We start from the raw sequence: 15417 nt of genomic DNA, 5'->3' as shown, positions 1-15417 counted from the left end.
CTGAAGTCTAGTTCAAGTCTTGGACTGGAAAACTCAAGCCCTGCGAGCAGCATCGTCCCTGCGCGAGGACAAAGATGACGCAACAGGCATGTTGTTTCTGTTTGGCGAAAACCGTGTGGCGAAAACCGTGTGGCGAAAACCGTGTGGCGAAAACCGTGTGGCGAAAACCGTGTGGCGAAAACAATGTGGAAAAAACATTGAGAATTGACCAGAAGTCAGTGTTTCAGATCGAGTTCAGCAAAGGGATTCTGTCTCGACTGGCTTGTGTGGGCTGGGCTGACTTTTCCGGTTACCGGAATGCTCAGGAATAGTCTGTTGGTGAAGACTGGACCCCGTTCGTTGTTAACATTGCGGTGTGAATGGACGAGTCTTTTGGGGCTGAAAGTCCCTCTCTGCCGATTTAGGAGTTGTTGTACTGTCATTATGGCTTCAATCAAAACCTTTCGGTTTTATTTCAAAGTTTCAAATTGTGATTTTGAATCGAATGAGTCATCGGTCGATTGAAGTTTGATCTTTTGGAAAGAGCGTCCCCAAGCGTATGAGCCACCACTCTGAGCTTTGCCCGGAAATGCCTGCACCCCCTCGGCGAATCTTCGCCTTCGCGGTGAGTGCTCTCCTTCTAGGAGTTGCCGCTGCAGTTTGGCTGGAGCTGCCTAGCGGTCCGTTGTGTCACGCAATTCTCACTGCTCGGACGACTCATGTTACTGCGAGTCGTGCCGGGAGAATTGCCGAAGTCACTGTTGAAGAAGGTTCGGAAGTCCGCATCGGCGATCCAATCATGCGGATTCATGATGAATCTCTCGGTCACGCGATTCTTGCCAAAAAACGTGAGATTGCATCGCTGGAATCAAAGTTGCAGCAGTCGTTGGCTTCGGCAGAGTTGGAATTGAATTGGCGATTGAGGACGCTGGAATCCGAGATTTGTGACATTCAATTACGGTCTGCTTCGTTCTTGAAAGAGAAATATAACTTCGAATTGCAACGCAGCATGCTCGGCGATGTTCTGGCAGGGCGCGACTTCGCAATGATCGACGATGGCAACTCGCTCTTTGATTCCATGGTCGTCAACAATAAAATCAGCTCATCACAGCGAATGGCAACCGTCCTTGAGATGGAACTGGTTGCAAACGCAGCTGAAGTCTCTTCGGCTCAGGTCGAGATTTGCGAACTTCGTCAGAAGCAGCTTCTTGGTCTCAAAGAATCGCTTCCGCTGCATATTCGTAAGACCCAGGGAGTCGATGTCGCTGAAGCGGAGCTTGCTCGAGCTGAGGCGGAACTGGACCAGCTTCTCGCTCAAGAGACGGAGTTGACGATCGTTTCACCAGCGATTGGTCGAGTGGGCGTTTTCAAGTGCCGTTCGGGTGATCAAGTTGATCCGGGAACTGCGCTCGTCGAACTCTTGGACGATTCAAAACGGTATCTGGTGGTTTACGTTCCTTCGAAGAACATTCCCTCCTTCGAGTTGGGTACGAAAGTCCAACTGACGTTCCCAGGAAATGCTTTCTATTCGGGAGTCGTTTCCTCTGTGGCACCACAAGCCAAGCCGTGTCTCATCGCTGAAAATTCTACTGAAGACACAACGGTTCTGGTGCAAGTTGAACAGACAGGTCACGTTTGGCCGAACGTCCCGATCGGTTCTCAGGTGATGGTTCGTGTCAGCGAGAAACAGTAATCGTCTTATTCATTCATTGACTTGGATGACATTCTAAGGTGAAGATTCTTATACTCCAATCAAGTTGTCTACAATTTCATCTTGATTGAGTTTTGTGATCGTGTTTCACTTTCTTGAAAATTTGGACCGTCGCTGGATCTTTCTTTTAATGGCGATTTCTGTCGCTGTTCCGATTCTGTTCGAGCTTCAGTTTCCTGAGAAACCAAGCGAACTGGCACAGAATGTTTTCGACGAGATCGAGAACTTGAACGAAGGCGACAAAGTCCTGATGGCTTGGGATTTTGATCCGTCAACAGAAGGTGAACTCGGGCCTATGGCAACCGCCTTGGCGCTTCACTGCTGTGAAAAGAAGCTGAAGATGTATTTCATGACTCTTCTGCCTGTTGGGCCGCAGATGATCGACAAGACTGTCTCTGATGTTGTTAAAGCTGACTTTCCCGAACTGACTTACGGAGAAGATTACGTCAATCTCGGCTACAAGTCAGGCTATGAAGGAGTCATCAAAGTCATCGTGACTGATCTTCGCGGACTCTACACCACAGATGCCAGAGGAACAAACATCGATCAGATTCCGATGTGTCGCGACATCGAAAATGTCCAGCAGATGGACTTAATCATCAATGTCAGTGGAGCTTACCCCGGTACAAAAGAGTGGGTGCAGTACGCTGCGACTCCGTATCCAAATCAAATCAAAATGGTCGCCGGCTGCACCGGTGTTCAGGCTCCGCTGCTATATCCTTACATCCCGGAGCAGCTTCGAGGATTACTCGGCGCGATTAAGGGAGCTGCAGAATACGAGTCATTGGTTGTCGATCATTATCTGAAGAAAGATGGGAAAGAGCCGGACAAGAAGTACCTGGAAGGCAAACGCCGCATGGGTCCGCAACTCGTCGCACACTTATTGATGATCGGCCTCATCATCATCGGCAACATCGTGTTCTTCAAACAGCAACGCAGCTAGAGAAGTTCAATGCTGTCGTGCCCGTGAAGTTTGCATTCACAACTTTCATAGCCTGCTCGCCACGAGGCAGAACGCCAGAACCAAAATTAGAACCAGTTCGAAAACCTCTGGAATAGCCGCTTTTCATTACGTTTGAGAGAGCAATTTTAAGTTTCAGGATCAGTTCTAGCTTGACTTGGGAGCATTTTCAGTGCTTGCTTCGTTTATGCGTCAGCTGTCGACAGACTGCCAATCGTCATACAGAATGTGAGTAGCCTTCGCATTGTCGCACCTTCTTGTTTCTTCGCCTGTTGAAAAAACCTCGTGCGTATCCGACGACGGACGTTATAGTATCCTGCGATCTCTCCCTCTCGTTCACCAAAATTAATATCATCGACATGCCAGCCAATCATCAGTTTCCCAGGACAATTGAAATCGTAAGTGAGGGGATCGCGAACAAGCTTCACTTGGGGATGCAAGTTTATGTTTCCCAGGCAGGAGATGTGATTGGAGATTTTGCGATTGGGATGAATCGAGAAGATGAAGTCCTCACTCCAGAGACGCTGTGCTCTTGGCTCTCCAGCGGAAAACCGATCACTGCGGCTGCTGTGTTTCAATTGATTGAAACAGGAAAGCTATCACTGACTGATCGTGTCTCATCGATCATTCCTGAATTCGCAGCTCGCGGAAAGGAAGAAGTGACCGTGGCACATTTGTTGACGCATACAGGTGGCCTGCGACCGGTCAGTTCTGGCTGGCCTCACAAATCGTGGGATGAAATTGTTGCGAAAACGAACAATACGCCACTTCGTAAAGATTGGACGCCCGGTGAGAATGCCGCGTACGATCCTGCTCTTTCATGGTTCATCCTGGGAGAGATTCTTCAGCGGCTCGAAGGGAAACCGATTGATCAAATTGTGCGTCAAAACATTCTTGAGCCACTCGATATGGTTGATTGTTGGATGGTGGTCCCGAAACATCTCTATCTGGCATACGGCGACCGGATTGGCGTGCTTCACACGATCGTTGATCAGAAATTTCGCCCCACTCAAGGGCATGAGGAAGTCGCCTGCCGGTCAGCATCTCCCGGCGGAAGTATGAGAGGACCAATTTCGCAACTTGGCAACTTCTACGAAATGATGCTACAGGGAGGAGTCAGTCGATCAGGGCGGCAAATCCTTTCCCCCGAAAGTATTTCTCAAATGACGTCGAGGCAGCGTGTCGGAATGTTTGATTTGACATTTCAACACAAGCTCGATTTCGGATATGGCTTGATTGTGAACTCAAACCGCTACGGAGCTGAAACCGTTCCGTATGGGTTTGGTCGCTACGCTTCCGAAGATTCTTACGGTCATGGAGGAGCGCAATCATCAATCGGATTTGCAGACCCTGAACATCAACTCGTTGTCGCAGCTGTCGCGAATGGTTGCCCCGGGGAAAGACTTCATAACGAGCGTTTCCGCGAACTCAATTCTGCCATTTACGAAGACCTCGGTCTTTCCGGTTCGAATCACGAAGGTTGAGTTCTGAATTGATGTGGGAACAAGAGATCGCTCTCGGAATCACAACACTCTCTTTGCGAGAGTTCATGCTCGCTTGCGCGGCTGTTTTCGGGGTTCTGACTTTTGTCGGAACGAAAAAATCGTTGATCGATTGTGAACTGGAACCTAAAAGTTGGCCGCTGCTGTTCGGGGTCTCAGGGGCGATACTTTCCGCATTGTTTGTGATCTGTGTGATTGCATATCAATGCCAACATACGCCTGTTGTTCGACCAGAAGAACACTGGCGGAACCTTCGTGTGATCTATCATCTCTGCCTGTTGTCATTATTGCTCATGATCACAGCGACAGACCTCAGGAACTACTACATTTTAGAGTGGACCTGCTGGTTAGGAATCGTGATTGGAATTGGCGGAGCGGTGGCCTCTGGAGAATTCCAACTTGTGCATGTTTGGATCGACTGGAATCAGGAACAGCCGCAACTTCGTGGTCCCTATTTCCCACCCTGGTTGGCATCTCATCAGCATCTGCACGGTTTTGTATGGAGTCTATGCGGAATCGTTGCGGGCGTTTCTCTGGCAGCACTGACGAAGTTCATCTCCTCGTTTATCTTGCGAATGCCGACGTTAGGAACGGGAGATATTTATTTAATGGCCATGATCGGCGCGTTTCTCGGTTGGCAGCCAACGATCATTGCGTTTGCGATTGCACCATTGTTTGCGTTAATTGTCGGCGGTTGCGTTCGAGCTGTGAGCAATCGACCAGCACTTCCGTACGGACCATTTCTGGCATTGGGAGCGACGGCAACCTTGTTCACCTGGAAATGGATTTGGATGCTCGAAGTCCCACTGGCGGAGAACGCTGATCGAGACTCAATTTTCGCCGTCCGCCGTTTCTTCGGCGACTGGGTATCGATGACAGTGACGATTGGTCTGTCCGTGACCTTGTTCGTCCTTCTGCTGGGCATGTTGCGATTCTATAAGTCTCTGGATTTGAAAAGATAGCAGCCGCAGGTTTTGCGTCCTGCCACTGGCTCTATTCATTCAACGTCTCATTCTGGAAATCAGGTGGTCTTCGTCATCATCTTCCTCCGACTCACAGAAGATAGTCCTCACGCACAGGATGAAAGGCATCCATGATACGGCAATCGGTGAGCGCCTTGCCCGAGTGCTTCGCATTGCCCGGGATGACAGCGACACTGTTCGCTGTGAGTAAGCGAGTTTCGCCGTCAACGGAAAGTTCAAACTCACCTTCAAATGTGTGTGCGACTTGCTCATGTGGATGCGAATGTTCGGGAAGAATTGCCCCCGCTTCGATTCTCCAGTAGACGAAAGTCATCGTCGCTGAGTGAACCAATCTCCCATGAAAACCGGGGATCAATTCGCGTTCTTCCAAGTTGCTAAGTTCTGAAATGTCCATTGTTTGTTTCCTGGCATGCTGAAAAAAACGGCGACCTCACACAACACGTCCGGTTGTTCGGCCTAGCATTCGATCCATTGAGTCGGAGGTTTGGTAGATCAAGGCTTCAGGGTAATGCAGCCAGGGATGAAAATATTCAAACGTCAAATATCCATCATATTCCGTCTGGTCGAAAGCTTCGATGACTGCCGGCCAATCGGTGGTGCCATCGAGTAATGGCCGGAAGGTTTCCAGCGAGTAGTCGGTTCCGTTTTTTGTGAACTCTTTTAGATGCACATTGCGGATGCGTTTTCCCAGATAGTTGATCCAATGCTCGGGGAACTGGAACATCATGATGTTCCCGGTATCGAAGTGGACATTCACAAACTCGCTGTCGAAGTGATCCACAAAGTCAGCCATCTCCATGGGCGTCATGATGTACCCATTGAAGAAAATGTTTTCAATGTTCATGCTCACGCCGAGCTTTTCCGCTGTTGGCAGAAGTTTGGTGACAGCAGCTTTCGCACGCTCATCACAGACATCGTTCGCAACAGGGGGGTAGTCATCTCGCCAGGGGATGTGAACCGATCCGGGGACAACCAGAAGATTCTCTGTTCCGAGGTCGTGGGCTGCATGGGTCATTTTGGTTGCCAATTCCATGCCACGTGCGCGGCGCTCCACATCATTGGCTGTGAGCGGGTATGGCCAGAACAAGAACGAACAAAGCCCGCCGATCTCGATTCCGATCTCTTCTGCCATACGGCGAATTGCCGTTAGTTCTTTAGGTCCCGATTTCGGAGAAAGATCGCTCTCGAGGTCGTAGTTCAACTCGATCCCATCGAACCCGGCATCCTTGGCAAGTTGCATACACTCTTTGAGTGACATCCGATCTGGATACGGAAAGGCCCAAAGGTTGATCGATTTCTTCATCTTGTACGATTTCGGAGACCTCTTCCGGTCATCGTCCGATGAAACTTCCGCTGCGTCACTTTGCCCTTCAGTGAGAAACGTCGCTGCGGCTGCCGTCATGGTCGACAACATGGCTTGCCGACGATTCAGGCTCACCGACTTCTGAAACGGATAAGGACCACTCATGATCAACTCCCAGTGAGAAATGATTCAGCTAGAGCAGTTTGCTCTACCGCGTGCCCGTGAAGAACGCGATTCTCTATTGAGATTGCTGTTCACCACGAGGCAGAACCAAAACACCAATTCGAAAGATGCACTAGACTAGTGAGACTCTATCAGAGTTGATTTCTTATCGCACACGTATGGGACGTCAAGTTCGTTTCCAATGCATTCTTTTTGCCTGGTGCCTGCCGCAAGTTTCACATGTCCCGGATTTCGAAGATAGTGACGATCTTGAGTCATTGATTCCCGATGCGGTTCGTTGCTATCTTGAGAATCCACCGCCACTCACAATCGGAACATTGATGTTTGAACCAACAATCACGCTTCAGCAAATTCATGAATACTGGATGATGCACGCCATTGATCAAGCGCAGCGAGCTTTCGAGCAGGATGAAGTTCCGGTCGGAGCTGTTGTCGTTCATGAAGATCGCGTGATTGGTGAAGGCTACAATCAGCGAGAATCGCTCAACGATCCGACGGCCCATGCGGAAATGATTGCGATTACACAGGCTGCAGAGGAACTGAAGTCTTGGAGACTTTTGAATTGTACGCTGTACGTCACCCTTGAACCCTGTCCAATGTGCGCCGGAGCGATTGTGCAGTCACGCATCCCAAGACTCGTTTACGGAACCATGGACCCGAAAGGTGGGGCGTGCAACTCGCTGTACCAGATTACAGATGATGCGCGATTAAACCATCGCGTCAATGTGACAGCTGATGTGCACCAATTGGAGTGTCAGACTTTGCTGAAAGAGTTTTTCGCGATCCAGCGAGCCAAGGGAAAGAAATAGCGTCTCTGGGTGTCAGTCAATTCCGCTTGATGGGATCGTTCAGCGAAGAGAGTGAAGATCGGTGCGACGAAAGGAATTCAGTTATCCAATCGCACTGAACATCACATTTGCCAGTTCGTCAGCTGAGCCTTGATCGACGAAGACGAGGTACGTGAGTGTTCCGTCTGTCGATTGCCATTCAAGAATCTGCATTCCGGAAGACGATTCTGGTTCGGTTTGCTTTGGTGTTTCAGAGAACTGTGCTGTCGGCAAAACAACGAGCGTTCCGGACCACTTGGGACCATCTTGAATTTGATAGGAAAATTGATATGCCGCAGCATCGTGAGCTGCACTTTTCCCGAGATCCATTCCCACTGGTTCAGACAAGGTCCATCGCCGGAGTGGTCGGTCAAGATGTTTGATTTGAAACTCTTGCTGATCAAAGGCTGCGAGCCGGTTCCAGTTAGATGCGTCGATCTTCGAGAAGGTTTTCTGCAGAGTTGACTTCGCGTCCGCGTAATTCAACGTGGAGGTCGGCTCTGGCTGAGTCCAAATCAAGGAGATCGCCACAATTAGAACAGCTGCAACGGTTCCAATGAGGCTTCGTTGAAGAATTGTCCACCGTTGTGATCGGTGACTTTGAACTGGCAGTTTGAGAATGTTGACCTGTTCGTCTTGCTCGGCAGACTCAAATTGCGAAAGTGACGAAAGTAGACGTTCCTGGAGTCCGTCAGGGACGGGAACTGCTTGCAGAAGTGACGAAACTTTGTGGTCAAAGAGTTCCAGTTGCTCTGCGAAAAGCTGACAGTCCGGACAACTCTCTAAGTGAGACGCAACCTCCCCGTTGACGGCTCGTTCCTGAGCAGTCATTGAGTCCAGATATTCACGGGTGGTTTTGCAATCAATCATGGGAGTGTTCCGTCATCCTTGCAGAGACTGCTTATGTCTGTTGGCAGTCTGTTTCGACAAATCCGTTCTGTCGAGCTGTTTTTATTGGTTCAGTTCGTTTGTTGGCTTATGGTGATTCGGGTGAAAGTTTTGATCGAAGAAACTGCTTTCCCCGAGAGAGTCGGCTCATCACCGTCCCGATGGGAACTTGCAGGATTTCAGCGATCTCTTTGTATCCGATTTCCTCAAAATAGTAGAGAAGAACCGGAGTCCGGTATGTCTCTGGCATTTCTCCCAGAGCAATTCCTAGCGCTTCCTCATCAAACTCAAGGTTGAGAACCGTAGGGGCGTCAACAGCGACGACCATGTCCTCAAACGTGGAGAGTTCTATTTCAGGGTGTCTTTGTGTTTTTAGAAATGCATTCCGGACAATCGTAAACAACCAAGAGCGACTTTTGGATAAGTCCTTGATCTGATGGAGTTTACGGCAAGCCGTTAAGAACGTCTGTTGAGTCAGGTCTTCGGCATCTGCCTGATTGCCAGACAATCGATACGCAAACCGGTAGACGTCTGAATAGAACGAATTGACCAGTTCTTGGATCGAGATGCCTACAGAATTTGACTGTGATGATCGTTCTGTATTCATTCCCTTGCCAAACTGATCTGATTCGGTGCCCATTTATTCCACGAAAATCCTGATTTCATCGAATGTTAAGAGAATTCGATCGAGACAAAGATTGACCAACTCCCATTGCTGAGCGGTGGCACGCGCGGCACTCACCATGAAATGACAGTAGTCGGGGGATTCCAAATCTTTGATAGACAACTCTCGATTCAGTTCGTCAAGTTTGGCTTCTCAGCAGGGGAAGGTTGATCAAGTCGGCGTTTCTTCTGAGAGTCGGAGGTCAGAATCTTGTCTGTAAAATGAATCTGCAACGGAGACTCGGCAGCCCGGAAATCTGAGATTGAAAATAAGAAAACAACGGGAAGAACTGTCCCGATCAAGAGTCGTTTAGAAATGAAATTCGTTTTCCAGCTACGGTTCTTCAGGAAGCGTCGCTGGCGAAGGTCTTTGCGTTTCTATAATTCTTCCTCGTCGTCTTCGTCGAATTCAAACTCGTCGTCAGTTGCGAATTCATCGTCATCATCATCGTCTGCTTCAAAACTCTCATCGGAGAGTTCGTCGTCATCATCGATGTCACCGATTTCATCGTCAAAATTGCCGTCAAGGTCGTCATCGTCTGTTGAAGAGGGGACTGATGAAGTTTCTGAGTTTGATTCGGAAGCCGATTTTTGAGCCGCTTTCCCTCCGCCGAAGTAAATCAGAATGTACACAGGGAGGAGAATGACCACTGCAGCCATGATGAGTAACATGATGGCTGCGACTTTTAGAACCGTCGGCATCCCTTCCATGTTGTTCATGACCGCCATGAGCATGAGATATCCAAGAATCCCAGCCGGGATTGCAGCGACCAGCGATGTTCCTGCCAAGCTCATTTTATTCACGGGAAAATCACCTCAGTTGTGTAGTTGAAACAATGCGTTGAACAGGTTGATTGTCGTCATTTTCTGTATTGGGCAAATTGCCCCTGAAGTTGGTTTCTGTCAAAACCGACTCATTCAATACAACTTTACTACCAGACAACGACCGTACGCAACGAAACAAGAGAAACGTCACGCTCTCTTTCAGGAATCGAGAGAATTATGGCGATTTCGCAACTTAATACCGGCTGAACAGTGAGAATTGAACAACAAACAGGCCAAAAGCGTGACAACTGATGCAACCGTATGCATCGGGGGCGATGATACATCGCGTTTACAGCCAGGTTCAGGCAGGCTCATCGGTTTTCTGCGTCAATGTGCTCATCGTTGAGATTCGCTCATCGCTTAAGTTCTAATAGCGAAAGCAAAATTCGTTGCAAATTCGGACGATGCAGGGCCAGGCAATCAGTCAGTTCGACAGCGTCGCTTCTCTTACCTTATTGACGAAACCCGTTGTTCGCAGGCAAACTGTAGGCAGTTTGAGCTATTCGGTGCTTTACTGAAGATTTGATTTGTTCGTTATCAAAAATTGGGGTTCGACTTTGGGGGGCTTCTCAGCATCAGCACTCTTTGTGGGAACGGGCAGCACGAAAGTGCGGAGTGACAATTTTTCAACTTTGTAAGCGTGAGATGCGATATCAAACCTCGCCTGAATCCCTGCGGACTCTTGAATCGATTGCACTACGTGATGAAGACGAGGCGAGCCCGGAATGAATCCCCAACCTTATCAAACTCCACCGAACTGGTGGCCCTCTCGACTGAGCCCAAAGTTTGTACGTGCGACACGATTCTGGAGGAAAGGAGACCTAGCGAAGTTAGGGATCCACGAAATTGAAGTTCGGCATGGCGAGCGGATTTCAGAGTCGCTCAGGAGCGGCGCAGGTGTCCTCATCTTGCCGAATCACTCTTTTCATTACGATTCTCATGTGATGATCGAAGCTGGGATTCGTAGCGGTTGGCATACACATTTTATGTCCGCGTGGCAGGTCTTTCAGCTCGCTGGGACATTCGGCCGGCATATGCTTCAGCGACACGGAGCCTTCAGCATTAACCGTGAAGGGACCGACACGAAGGCGTATCGCCAGGCGCTTTCTATACTCAGTTCTGATCCGCACGCTCTCGTCATTTTTCCGGAGGGAGACCTGTATCATTCGAATGATCGAGTCATGCCATTCCGCGAAGGTGCTGCTGCGATTGCGTTGAGTGCGAAGAAGAAATCAGCCCGGCCGATTCATGTCTATCCAGCCGTCATGAAATGTTTTTACACGAAGGACCCAACACCGGAATTGATCGAGATGATGAACCAGCTCGAACACCGCATTCGTTGGCGACCTCGTCCCGATTTACCGCTGATTGAGCGTATTTATCGATTTGGAGAAGGATTTTTGGCATCCAAAGAGATCGAATACACCGGCTCCACACATCCGGGGGAACTCCCTGAGCGCCTCCGGAATCTGGCAGATTTTGTTGTGCAAAAAGTACGTCAACAGCTCGACATAAAGTTTCGAGGAGGTGATATCGTTGATCAAATTCGAACCGTGCGTGGAGCGTTGATTCGCCTGACGGAAAAAGCTCAGGCTGAAATTCAGGAGAATGTTTCAAATCCCGAATTGGAAGCGAGACTCGAATCATTGAAGCAGCACATGGACGACATGTTTTTTGTCACCCAGCTTTCAAGTTACCGAGGCAACTACACTGTCGAGAACCCGACCATCGAACGGATCGCGGAAACGATTGATAAATTCGAAGAAGACCTTTTCGAGCTTCATTACCCAACCCCTCGTGGAGAGAGAAAGGTCGTTGTCCAGTTTGGGGATCGAATCGACCTTTCCTCACAGAAGTACACAGCAGCTGAATTGACTCAACTTACAGAATCCAGAGTCCAAAAACTGATGGACGGAGTAAACCGGGAGCGAGTCGAAGTTGTTCACTGAATTTTCGTCAAAGTGGTGCCTTGATGAGGCGACTTTGACGCCCTCAGGATACGCTCGATAATGATAAGGTTTTTATTGCAAGCGATTCCCTCATAGCATCCTAAGTCGAATTTTCTCAGGGAGACCAGTCTGTTGCGCTTTACGTTTTGCTTCGTCGTGAGCAACCTGTGAAGTGCTAAAAGTGCCGTTTCACGGGCACTGCAAGCAATGCAGAGGGCTAGATTTTGCTTTCGTCCCTTTGCTTCTTTCGACGTTTTTTTCGAGGAGTTTCTTGCTCTTCTGCTTCTTTCTCTCTCTCGATGAGCTCTTTTTGCAGCTGTTGCAATTTTTCCTCAACTTCTTTTTGTTCTTTCAAGTAGCTCTTCTCAAGCTCTTTCATAGATTTTTTGACGTCTGGCTGTGTGTAAGCTGATCCGGCAGTCCAGTCACCGTCGATTTCGACTTTGCTGACAGAGTAGCTTTGATCCAGATGTCGAATCGCCGACGCGAATTCGAAGAGTTCGGCATTTACTGATTTTGAAGCTGCATTCAGTCCGACAGAAACACCAATAACGGCAATCGTCCCAATAACCACTGCTTCCGCAGAGAGTATTGCGCCAAATTCGTCTTGGAGAAGTTGTTTGAAAATCCGCATCGCACAATCCTCATGAGTTGAGGTTCCGAGCGACTGCAACGCTCAAAATGCGTGTGTGACGACACATGATTCTCTGCAGGGCAAAATAAGCTGGAACTGGGAGGAGAGTCAACCAGAAATATCCGCTTTTTTGAAAAAGGTGCTCTCCCAACCTCGGGACTCTGTGATTCTTGATTTTCGACAGCCGAGAATTGGCTCGACTTTCTTCGCCAGTTTCATAACAATTGCCCTTGGCACACCAAACCAAACACATCAATACTCGCTAGAGAGCGAATTATGTCTGAGCAGACCATTTCTGAATCTGAAGAACTCTTCGCCCCCGAAGAGATCAAACAATTTGATGCTGACGACGCGGAAGCGGGTGAGAACATCGGAAAGATGCTCTCAGTGTTCTTTCTTTATACTGTGATCGCGATGACTTCGATGACAATTTTAACTTACTACTGGATCGCAACATCGAACGTGTCGTAAGAAGTCAGCGATAAATAAGCGAATTGTAAGTCATCGCATTGATGTAACGCTTTCTGAGAGCCCCGACAACAATCCATTTGTTTTGGGGCCATTTTTAAAGGCCCCTCGTTGAGGCCTCGCTCATCTTATTGTCGGCTGTGAATTCCAGCTGTTGGACCGTCCAGTCGTCAATCTGCCTCTAACCGGGTGGCCAATCGAGTGGACGCTGGCCAAGCAGGTGGAAGTGCAGATGATCGACTGTTTGACCACCATCTTTTCCGGTATTTGCGACGGTTCGAAATCCCTCTGAGAGTTTCAGGTCTTCAGCCAGTTTTCGGATCACCAGTAGTAAATGCCCTAGCAGTGTCTGGTCCTCAGCTTCAATGGTCCCCAGCGAGCGAATTTCTTTTTTGGGGATGACCAAAATGTGTACAGGTGCTTGAGGATTCAAATCCTTGAAGGCTAAGCAGAGCTCGTCTTCGTAAATGATGTCTGCAGGGATTTCTTTGTCGATAATCTTCTTGAAAATCGTCTTTTCCGCCATAACGCTTGTCCTGTCTCAAGAATATCAAACTGTCGAGTCAATCTTAACGTACCGAATGTCGATCGCGCTTTCGATCTTATCGTGAATTTTCTCGGGACCGACAGGGATGAATGTTTTCGTTTTCCATCTTGTGAGTGGTGATGCGTTTTTGACGGGGAATGCGATGCTCGTCGCTGCCCTGTTGGGCATCGCTTCAGGCCGCATGGTCGTCCAGCGGTTGGCGAGTCTGTGTGGCATTTTCGGCCTGCTTTTGATGGTCATGACCGCGGTCCCTGGCAACGGTCTCTACTATTTCGCTGGGGCGGGACTGGGGATCAGTTGGATGATTTGGCGATTTCACTTTCGGTCGAGCCGACGCTTCGGAACGATTTTCATCGTCGTTGTGATTGCGTTTGTCAGTCTCTCGCTTGCCAATGAGCTAAGCGGGCGACGTCGACCAGATTTTGACGAGCCAGCTCCGCGTACGCTTGTGATTTTTGCGGATTCCCTGACTGCCGGAATTAGTGAAAACGAAGCGATAACATGGCCGAATCTGCTGAGCAGGAAGCATAGTATTCGGGTGATCGACTATTCCAGAATGGGCGCGACAGTCGGATCGGAATTGAAACGGCTGGATGAGCTCGCCCTCGTTGACGGAGTCATTCTGATCGAACTCGGGGGAAATGATGTTCTCGGGGCGACCAGTGTCCCAGATTTTGAACGATCGCTGAACGAGTTTCTCAGCCAGGTGACAGCAAGCCACCAAACAGTGGTTATGTTCGAGTTGCCTGTCCCGCCGACGTTCAATCGGTTTGGTTCAGTGCAAAGAAGACTCGCAAGACGCTATTCTGTACAATTGATTCCAAAACGTGAACTCGCAAAAATTCTTGCCAGTCCTGAAAACACTCTGGACACAATTCATTTATCACAACCCGGTCACGAACAGATGGCTCGCTCTGTTTGGGACCAGATTTCATTTGCATTTCAACCCGTTCCGTAAGTCTGTTCAAGTTCTCTGAGCAGATTTGGTTACAATAAAGAGACGACACTTGTCCAGAATACCGCGAAAAACAATTCCATTAGTGCATCTTTCAACTTGAAGTGCAGGATTTGCCTCGTGGCGAATAGCATTTTAACTAGAACCAGTCCGAAAACCTCTGGAATAGCTGCTTTTCTTAACGTTTGAGAGAGAGCAATTTTAAGTTTCAGGATCATTTCTAGAGTATTGCGTTCTTCACGGGCACACGGGAGAGTTGACTCCCTTCGTCATCCCGGAGAGTGAAGCTTTTTGCGATTCCTGGCTTCAATACGGGAGTTGTTTAGAAGTCATCGAGGCACTTCTGGAATGAAGTTTTTCACTGGTTGCGAGGTCAAATGCAAGTCTTTTGATCAGTTCTCAATCCGATCCTGGTTGCGATAAACCTCTCGCAAGTCAATCACGATCTTGATAGAGATTAAGGGTGGGGCTGAATTGAAATGAATTCCTACGTTTGAACGAGTCGCCAAGAAAGAATTGAATCTTTGATGTTGTCTCAAACTGTTGAATATGCATTGCGTGCTGTCGTTCATTTGGCGTCGGTTTGTCCCGACGCACAAACAACGGGCGAAATTGCGGCGGCAACACAAGTCCCGACTGCGTATCTCTCGAAGGTGCTGCAAGGCCTACGGAATGAAGGGATACTGCGTTCGCAACGTGGTGTCGGCGGAGGGATTTCGTTGGTGGCCTCCCCGAGCGAACTTACGATTCTTGATGTTGTCAACGCGGTTGAGCCACTCGGACGAATTACGACATGCCCGCTCGGACTTGAAGCACATGGAGAGTATTTATGCCCGCTCCACAAACGGATGGATGATGCAATTCAAGTGATGGAAGAGGCATTTCAGTCAACAACGGTCGCTGAGGTTCTCTCGGATCCGAACCCGAGTATCCCCCTGGCGAACATCGGCCCTCCACTTTGTCGGCCGCAAGCAAAAGTCAAGAAGAAGCCGAAATCGAAACCAAAGACGAAGTCGAAGTGAGAGTGAGTCTGCAGGGA

General features: G+C 49.0%; 16 protein-coding genes. 9 read left to right on the top strand and 7 right to left on the bottom strand.

Annotated features, from left to right (window positions below; all coding sequences use genetic code 11):
* Nucleotides 1-568: 568 nt before the first annotated feature.
* The 4 genes from Mal48_RS12690 (at nucleotide 569) to Mal48_RS12675 (ending at nucleotide 5115) form a co-directional block, all read left to right on the top strand.
* Entirely contained in the window at nucleotides 569-1672 is a 1104-nt protein-coding gene (locus Mal48_RS12690) for an HlyD family secretion protein (RefSeq protein WP_197441672.1), read from the top strand.
* Between the two features lie 100 nt (nucleotides 1673-1772).
* Nucleotides 1773-2633 carry a hypothetical protein gene (locus Mal48_RS12685; RefSeq protein WP_145199857.1) on the top strand — a complete coding sequence of 287 codons (861 nt, stop codon included), beginning with the start codon at nucleotides 1773-1775 and terminating at the stop codon, nucleotides 2631-2633.
* A 377-nt stretch (nucleotides 2634-3010) separates the two neighbouring features.
* Nucleotides 3011-4135, top strand: a complete 1125-nt coding sequence (locus Mal48_RS12680) for a serine hydrolase domain-containing protein (RefSeq protein ID WP_145199854.1) — start codon at nucleotides 3011-3013, stop codon at nucleotides 4133-4135.
* A gap of 11 nt (nucleotides 4136-4146) precedes the next feature.
* Nucleotides 4147-5115: a prepilin peptidase gene (locus Mal48_RS12675; RefSeq protein WP_231740022.1), complete on the top strand. Its 969-nt coding sequence runs from the start codon at nucleotides 4147-4149 to the stop codon at nucleotides 5113-5115.
* 91 nt (nucleotides 5116-5206) lie between these two features.
* Here Mal48_RS12675 and Mal48_RS12670 read toward each other — a convergent pair whose 3' ends face one another.
* Entirely contained in the window at nucleotides 5207-5530 is a 324-nt protein-coding gene (locus Mal48_RS12670) for a cupin domain-containing protein (RefSeq protein ID WP_145199847.1), read from the bottom strand.
* 36 nt (nucleotides 5531-5566) lie between these two features.
* Entirely contained in the window at nucleotides 5567-6604 is a 1038-nt protein-coding gene (locus Mal48_RS12665; protein WP_197441671.1) for a sugar phosphate isomerase/epimerase family protein, read from the bottom strand.
* A 176-nt stretch (nucleotides 6605-6780) separates the two neighbouring features.
* Between Mal48_RS12665 and tadA the strand changes: the two genes are divergently transcribed.
* Entirely contained in the window at nucleotides 6781-7431 is a 651-nt protein-coding gene (gene tadA / locus Mal48_RS12660; protein WP_231739525.1) for a tRNA adenosine(34) deaminase TadA, read from the top strand.
* A gap of 81 nt (nucleotides 7432-7512) precedes the next feature.
* Here tadA and Mal48_RS12655 read toward each other — a convergent pair whose 3' ends face one another.
* The 3 genes from Mal48_RS12655 to Mal48_RS12645 all read right to left on the bottom strand — a co-directional run bounded on the left by Mal48_RS12655 (nucleotide 7513) and on the right by Mal48_RS12645 (nucleotide 9804).
* Nucleotides 7513-8319, bottom strand: coding sequence for an anti-sigma factor family protein (locus Mal48_RS12655; RefSeq protein ID WP_145199844.1), 807 nt, complete (start codon nucleotides 8317-8319; stop codon nucleotides 7513-7515).
* 106 nt (nucleotides 8320-8425) lie between these two features.
* The gene (locus tag Mal48_RS12650; protein WP_197441670.1) at nucleotides 8426-8944 is read right to left on the bottom strand and encodes an RNA polymerase sigma factor; all 519 of its coding nucleotides are present in this window, start codon (nucleotides 8942-8944) and stop codon (nucleotides 8426-8428) included.
* 434 nt (nucleotides 8945-9378) lie between these two features.
* A complete protein-coding gene (locus Mal48_RS12645; RefSeq protein WP_145199838.1) occupies nucleotides 9379-9804 on the bottom strand; it encodes a hypothetical protein in 426 nt (141 codons plus the stop codon).
* 746 nt (nucleotides 9805-10550) lie between these two features.
* Between Mal48_RS12645 and Mal48_RS12640 the strand changes: the two genes are divergently transcribed.
* Complete coding sequence (locus Mal48_RS12640) at nucleotides 10551-11774, top strand: lysophospholipid acyltransferase family protein (RefSeq protein WP_145199835.1); 1224 nt, start codon at nucleotides 10551-10553, stop codon at nucleotides 11772-11774.
* Nucleotides 11775-11991: 217 nt separating this feature from the next.
* Here the strand turns inward: Mal48_RS12640 and Mal48_RS12635 are convergent, their stop codons facing one another.
* Complete coding sequence (locus tag Mal48_RS12635) at nucleotides 11992-12408, bottom strand: hypothetical protein (protein WP_145199832.1); 417 nt, start codon at nucleotides 12406-12408, stop codon at nucleotides 11992-11994.
* Nucleotides 12409-12684: 276 nt separating this feature from the next.
* Between Mal48_RS12635 and Mal48_RS12630 the strand changes: the two genes are divergently transcribed.
* Nucleotides 12685-12879, top strand: coding sequence for a hypothetical protein (locus tag Mal48_RS12630; RefSeq protein WP_145199829.1), 195 nt, complete (start codon nucleotides 12685-12687; stop codon nucleotides 12877-12879).
* Between the two features lie 178 nt (nucleotides 12880-13057).
* Here Mal48_RS12630 and Mal48_RS12625 read toward each other — a convergent pair whose 3' ends face one another.
* Nucleotides 13058-13402, bottom strand: coding sequence for a histidine triad nucleotide-binding protein (locus Mal48_RS12625; RefSeq protein ID WP_145199826.1), 345 nt, complete (start codon nucleotides 13400-13402; stop codon nucleotides 13058-13060).
* Nucleotides 13403-13508: 106 nt separating this feature from the next.
* Here Mal48_RS12625 and Mal48_RS12620 point away from each other — a divergent pair, with 106 nt between their 5' ends.
* Nucleotides 13509-14381, top strand: a complete 873-nt coding sequence (locus Mal48_RS12620; RefSeq protein WP_145199823.1) for an SGNH/GDSL hydrolase family protein — start codon at nucleotides 13509-13511, stop codon at nucleotides 14379-14381.
* Between the two features lie 524 nt (nucleotides 14382-14905).
* Nucleotides 14906-15400 carry an RrF2 family transcriptional regulator gene (locus Mal48_RS12615; protein ID WP_145199820.1) on the top strand — a complete coding sequence of 165 codons (495 nt, stop codon included), beginning with the start codon at nucleotides 14906-14908 and terminating at the stop codon, nucleotides 15398-15400.
* Nucleotides 15401-15417 lie beyond the last annotated feature (17 nt).

It is taken from the genome of Thalassoglobus polymorphus, assembly GCF_007744255.1.
GTDB lineage: Bacteria > Planctomycetota > Planctomycetia > Planctomycetales > Planctomycetaceae > Thalassoglobus > Thalassoglobus polymorphus.
Note: the sequence above shows the minus strand (reverse complement) of the source record. Positions and strands in the feature narration are given on the sequence as shown.

What these genes read in the sequence shown, in the direction of transcription:
- Mal48_RS12690 (WP_197441672.1), top strand. Translation starts at nt 569, where the DNA reads ATGCCTGCACCCCCTCGGCGAATCTTCGCCTTCGCGGTGAGTGCTCTC.
- Mal48_RS12680 (WP_145199854.1), top strand. Translation starts at nt 3,011, where the DNA reads ATGCCAGCCAATCATCAGTTTCCCAGGACAATTGAAATCGTAAGTGAG.
- Mal48_RS12675 (WP_231740022.1), top strand. Translation starts at nt 4,147, where the DNA reads ATGTGGGAACAAGAGATCGCTCTCGGAATCACAACACTCTCTTTGCGA.
- Mal48_RS12670 (WP_145199847.1), bottom strand. Translation starts at nt 5,530, where the DNA reads ATGGACATTTCAGAACTTAGCAACTTGGAAGAACGCGAATTGATCCCC.
- Mal48_RS12665 (WP_197441671.1), bottom strand. Translation starts at nt 6,604, where the DNA reads ATGAGTGGTCCTTATCCGTTTCAGAAGTCGGTGAGCCTGAATCGTCGG.
- tadA (WP_231739525.1), top strand. Translation starts at nt 6,781, where the DNA reads ATGGGACGTCAAGTTCGTTTCCAATGCATTCTTTTTGCCTGGTGCCTG.
- Mal48_RS12655 (WP_145199844.1), bottom strand. Translation starts at nt 8,319, where the DNA reads ATGATTGATTGCAAAACCACCCGTGAATATCTGGACTCAATGACTGCT.
- Mal48_RS12650 (WP_197441670.1), bottom strand. Translation starts at nt 8,944, where the DNA reads ATGAATACAGAACGATCATCACAGTCAAATTCTGTAGGCATCTCGATC.
- Mal48_RS12640 (WP_145199835.1), top strand. Translation starts at nt 10,551, where the DNA reads ATGAATCCCCAACCTTATCAAACTCCACCGAACTGGTGGCCCTCTCGA.
- Mal48_RS12635 (WP_145199832.1), bottom strand. Translation starts at nt 12,408, where the DNA reads ATGCGGATTTTCAAACAACTTCTCCAAGACGAATTTGGCGCAATACTC.
- Mal48_RS12630 (WP_145199829.1), top strand. Translation starts at nt 12,685, where the DNA reads ATGTCTGAGCAGACCATTTCTGAATCTGAAGAACTCTTCGCCCCCGAA.
- Mal48_RS12625 (WP_145199826.1), bottom strand. Translation starts at nt 13,402, where the DNA reads ATGGCGGAAAAGACGATTTTCAAGAAGATTATCGACAAAGAAATCCCT.
- Mal48_RS12620 (WP_145199823.1), top strand. Translation starts at nt 13,509, where the DNA reads ATGAATGTTTTCGTTTTCCATCTTGTGAGTGGTGATGCGTTTTTGACG.
- Mal48_RS12615 (WP_145199820.1), top strand. Translation starts at nt 14,906, where the DNA reads ATGTTGTCTCAAACTGTTGAATATGCATTGCGTGCTGTCGTTCATTTG.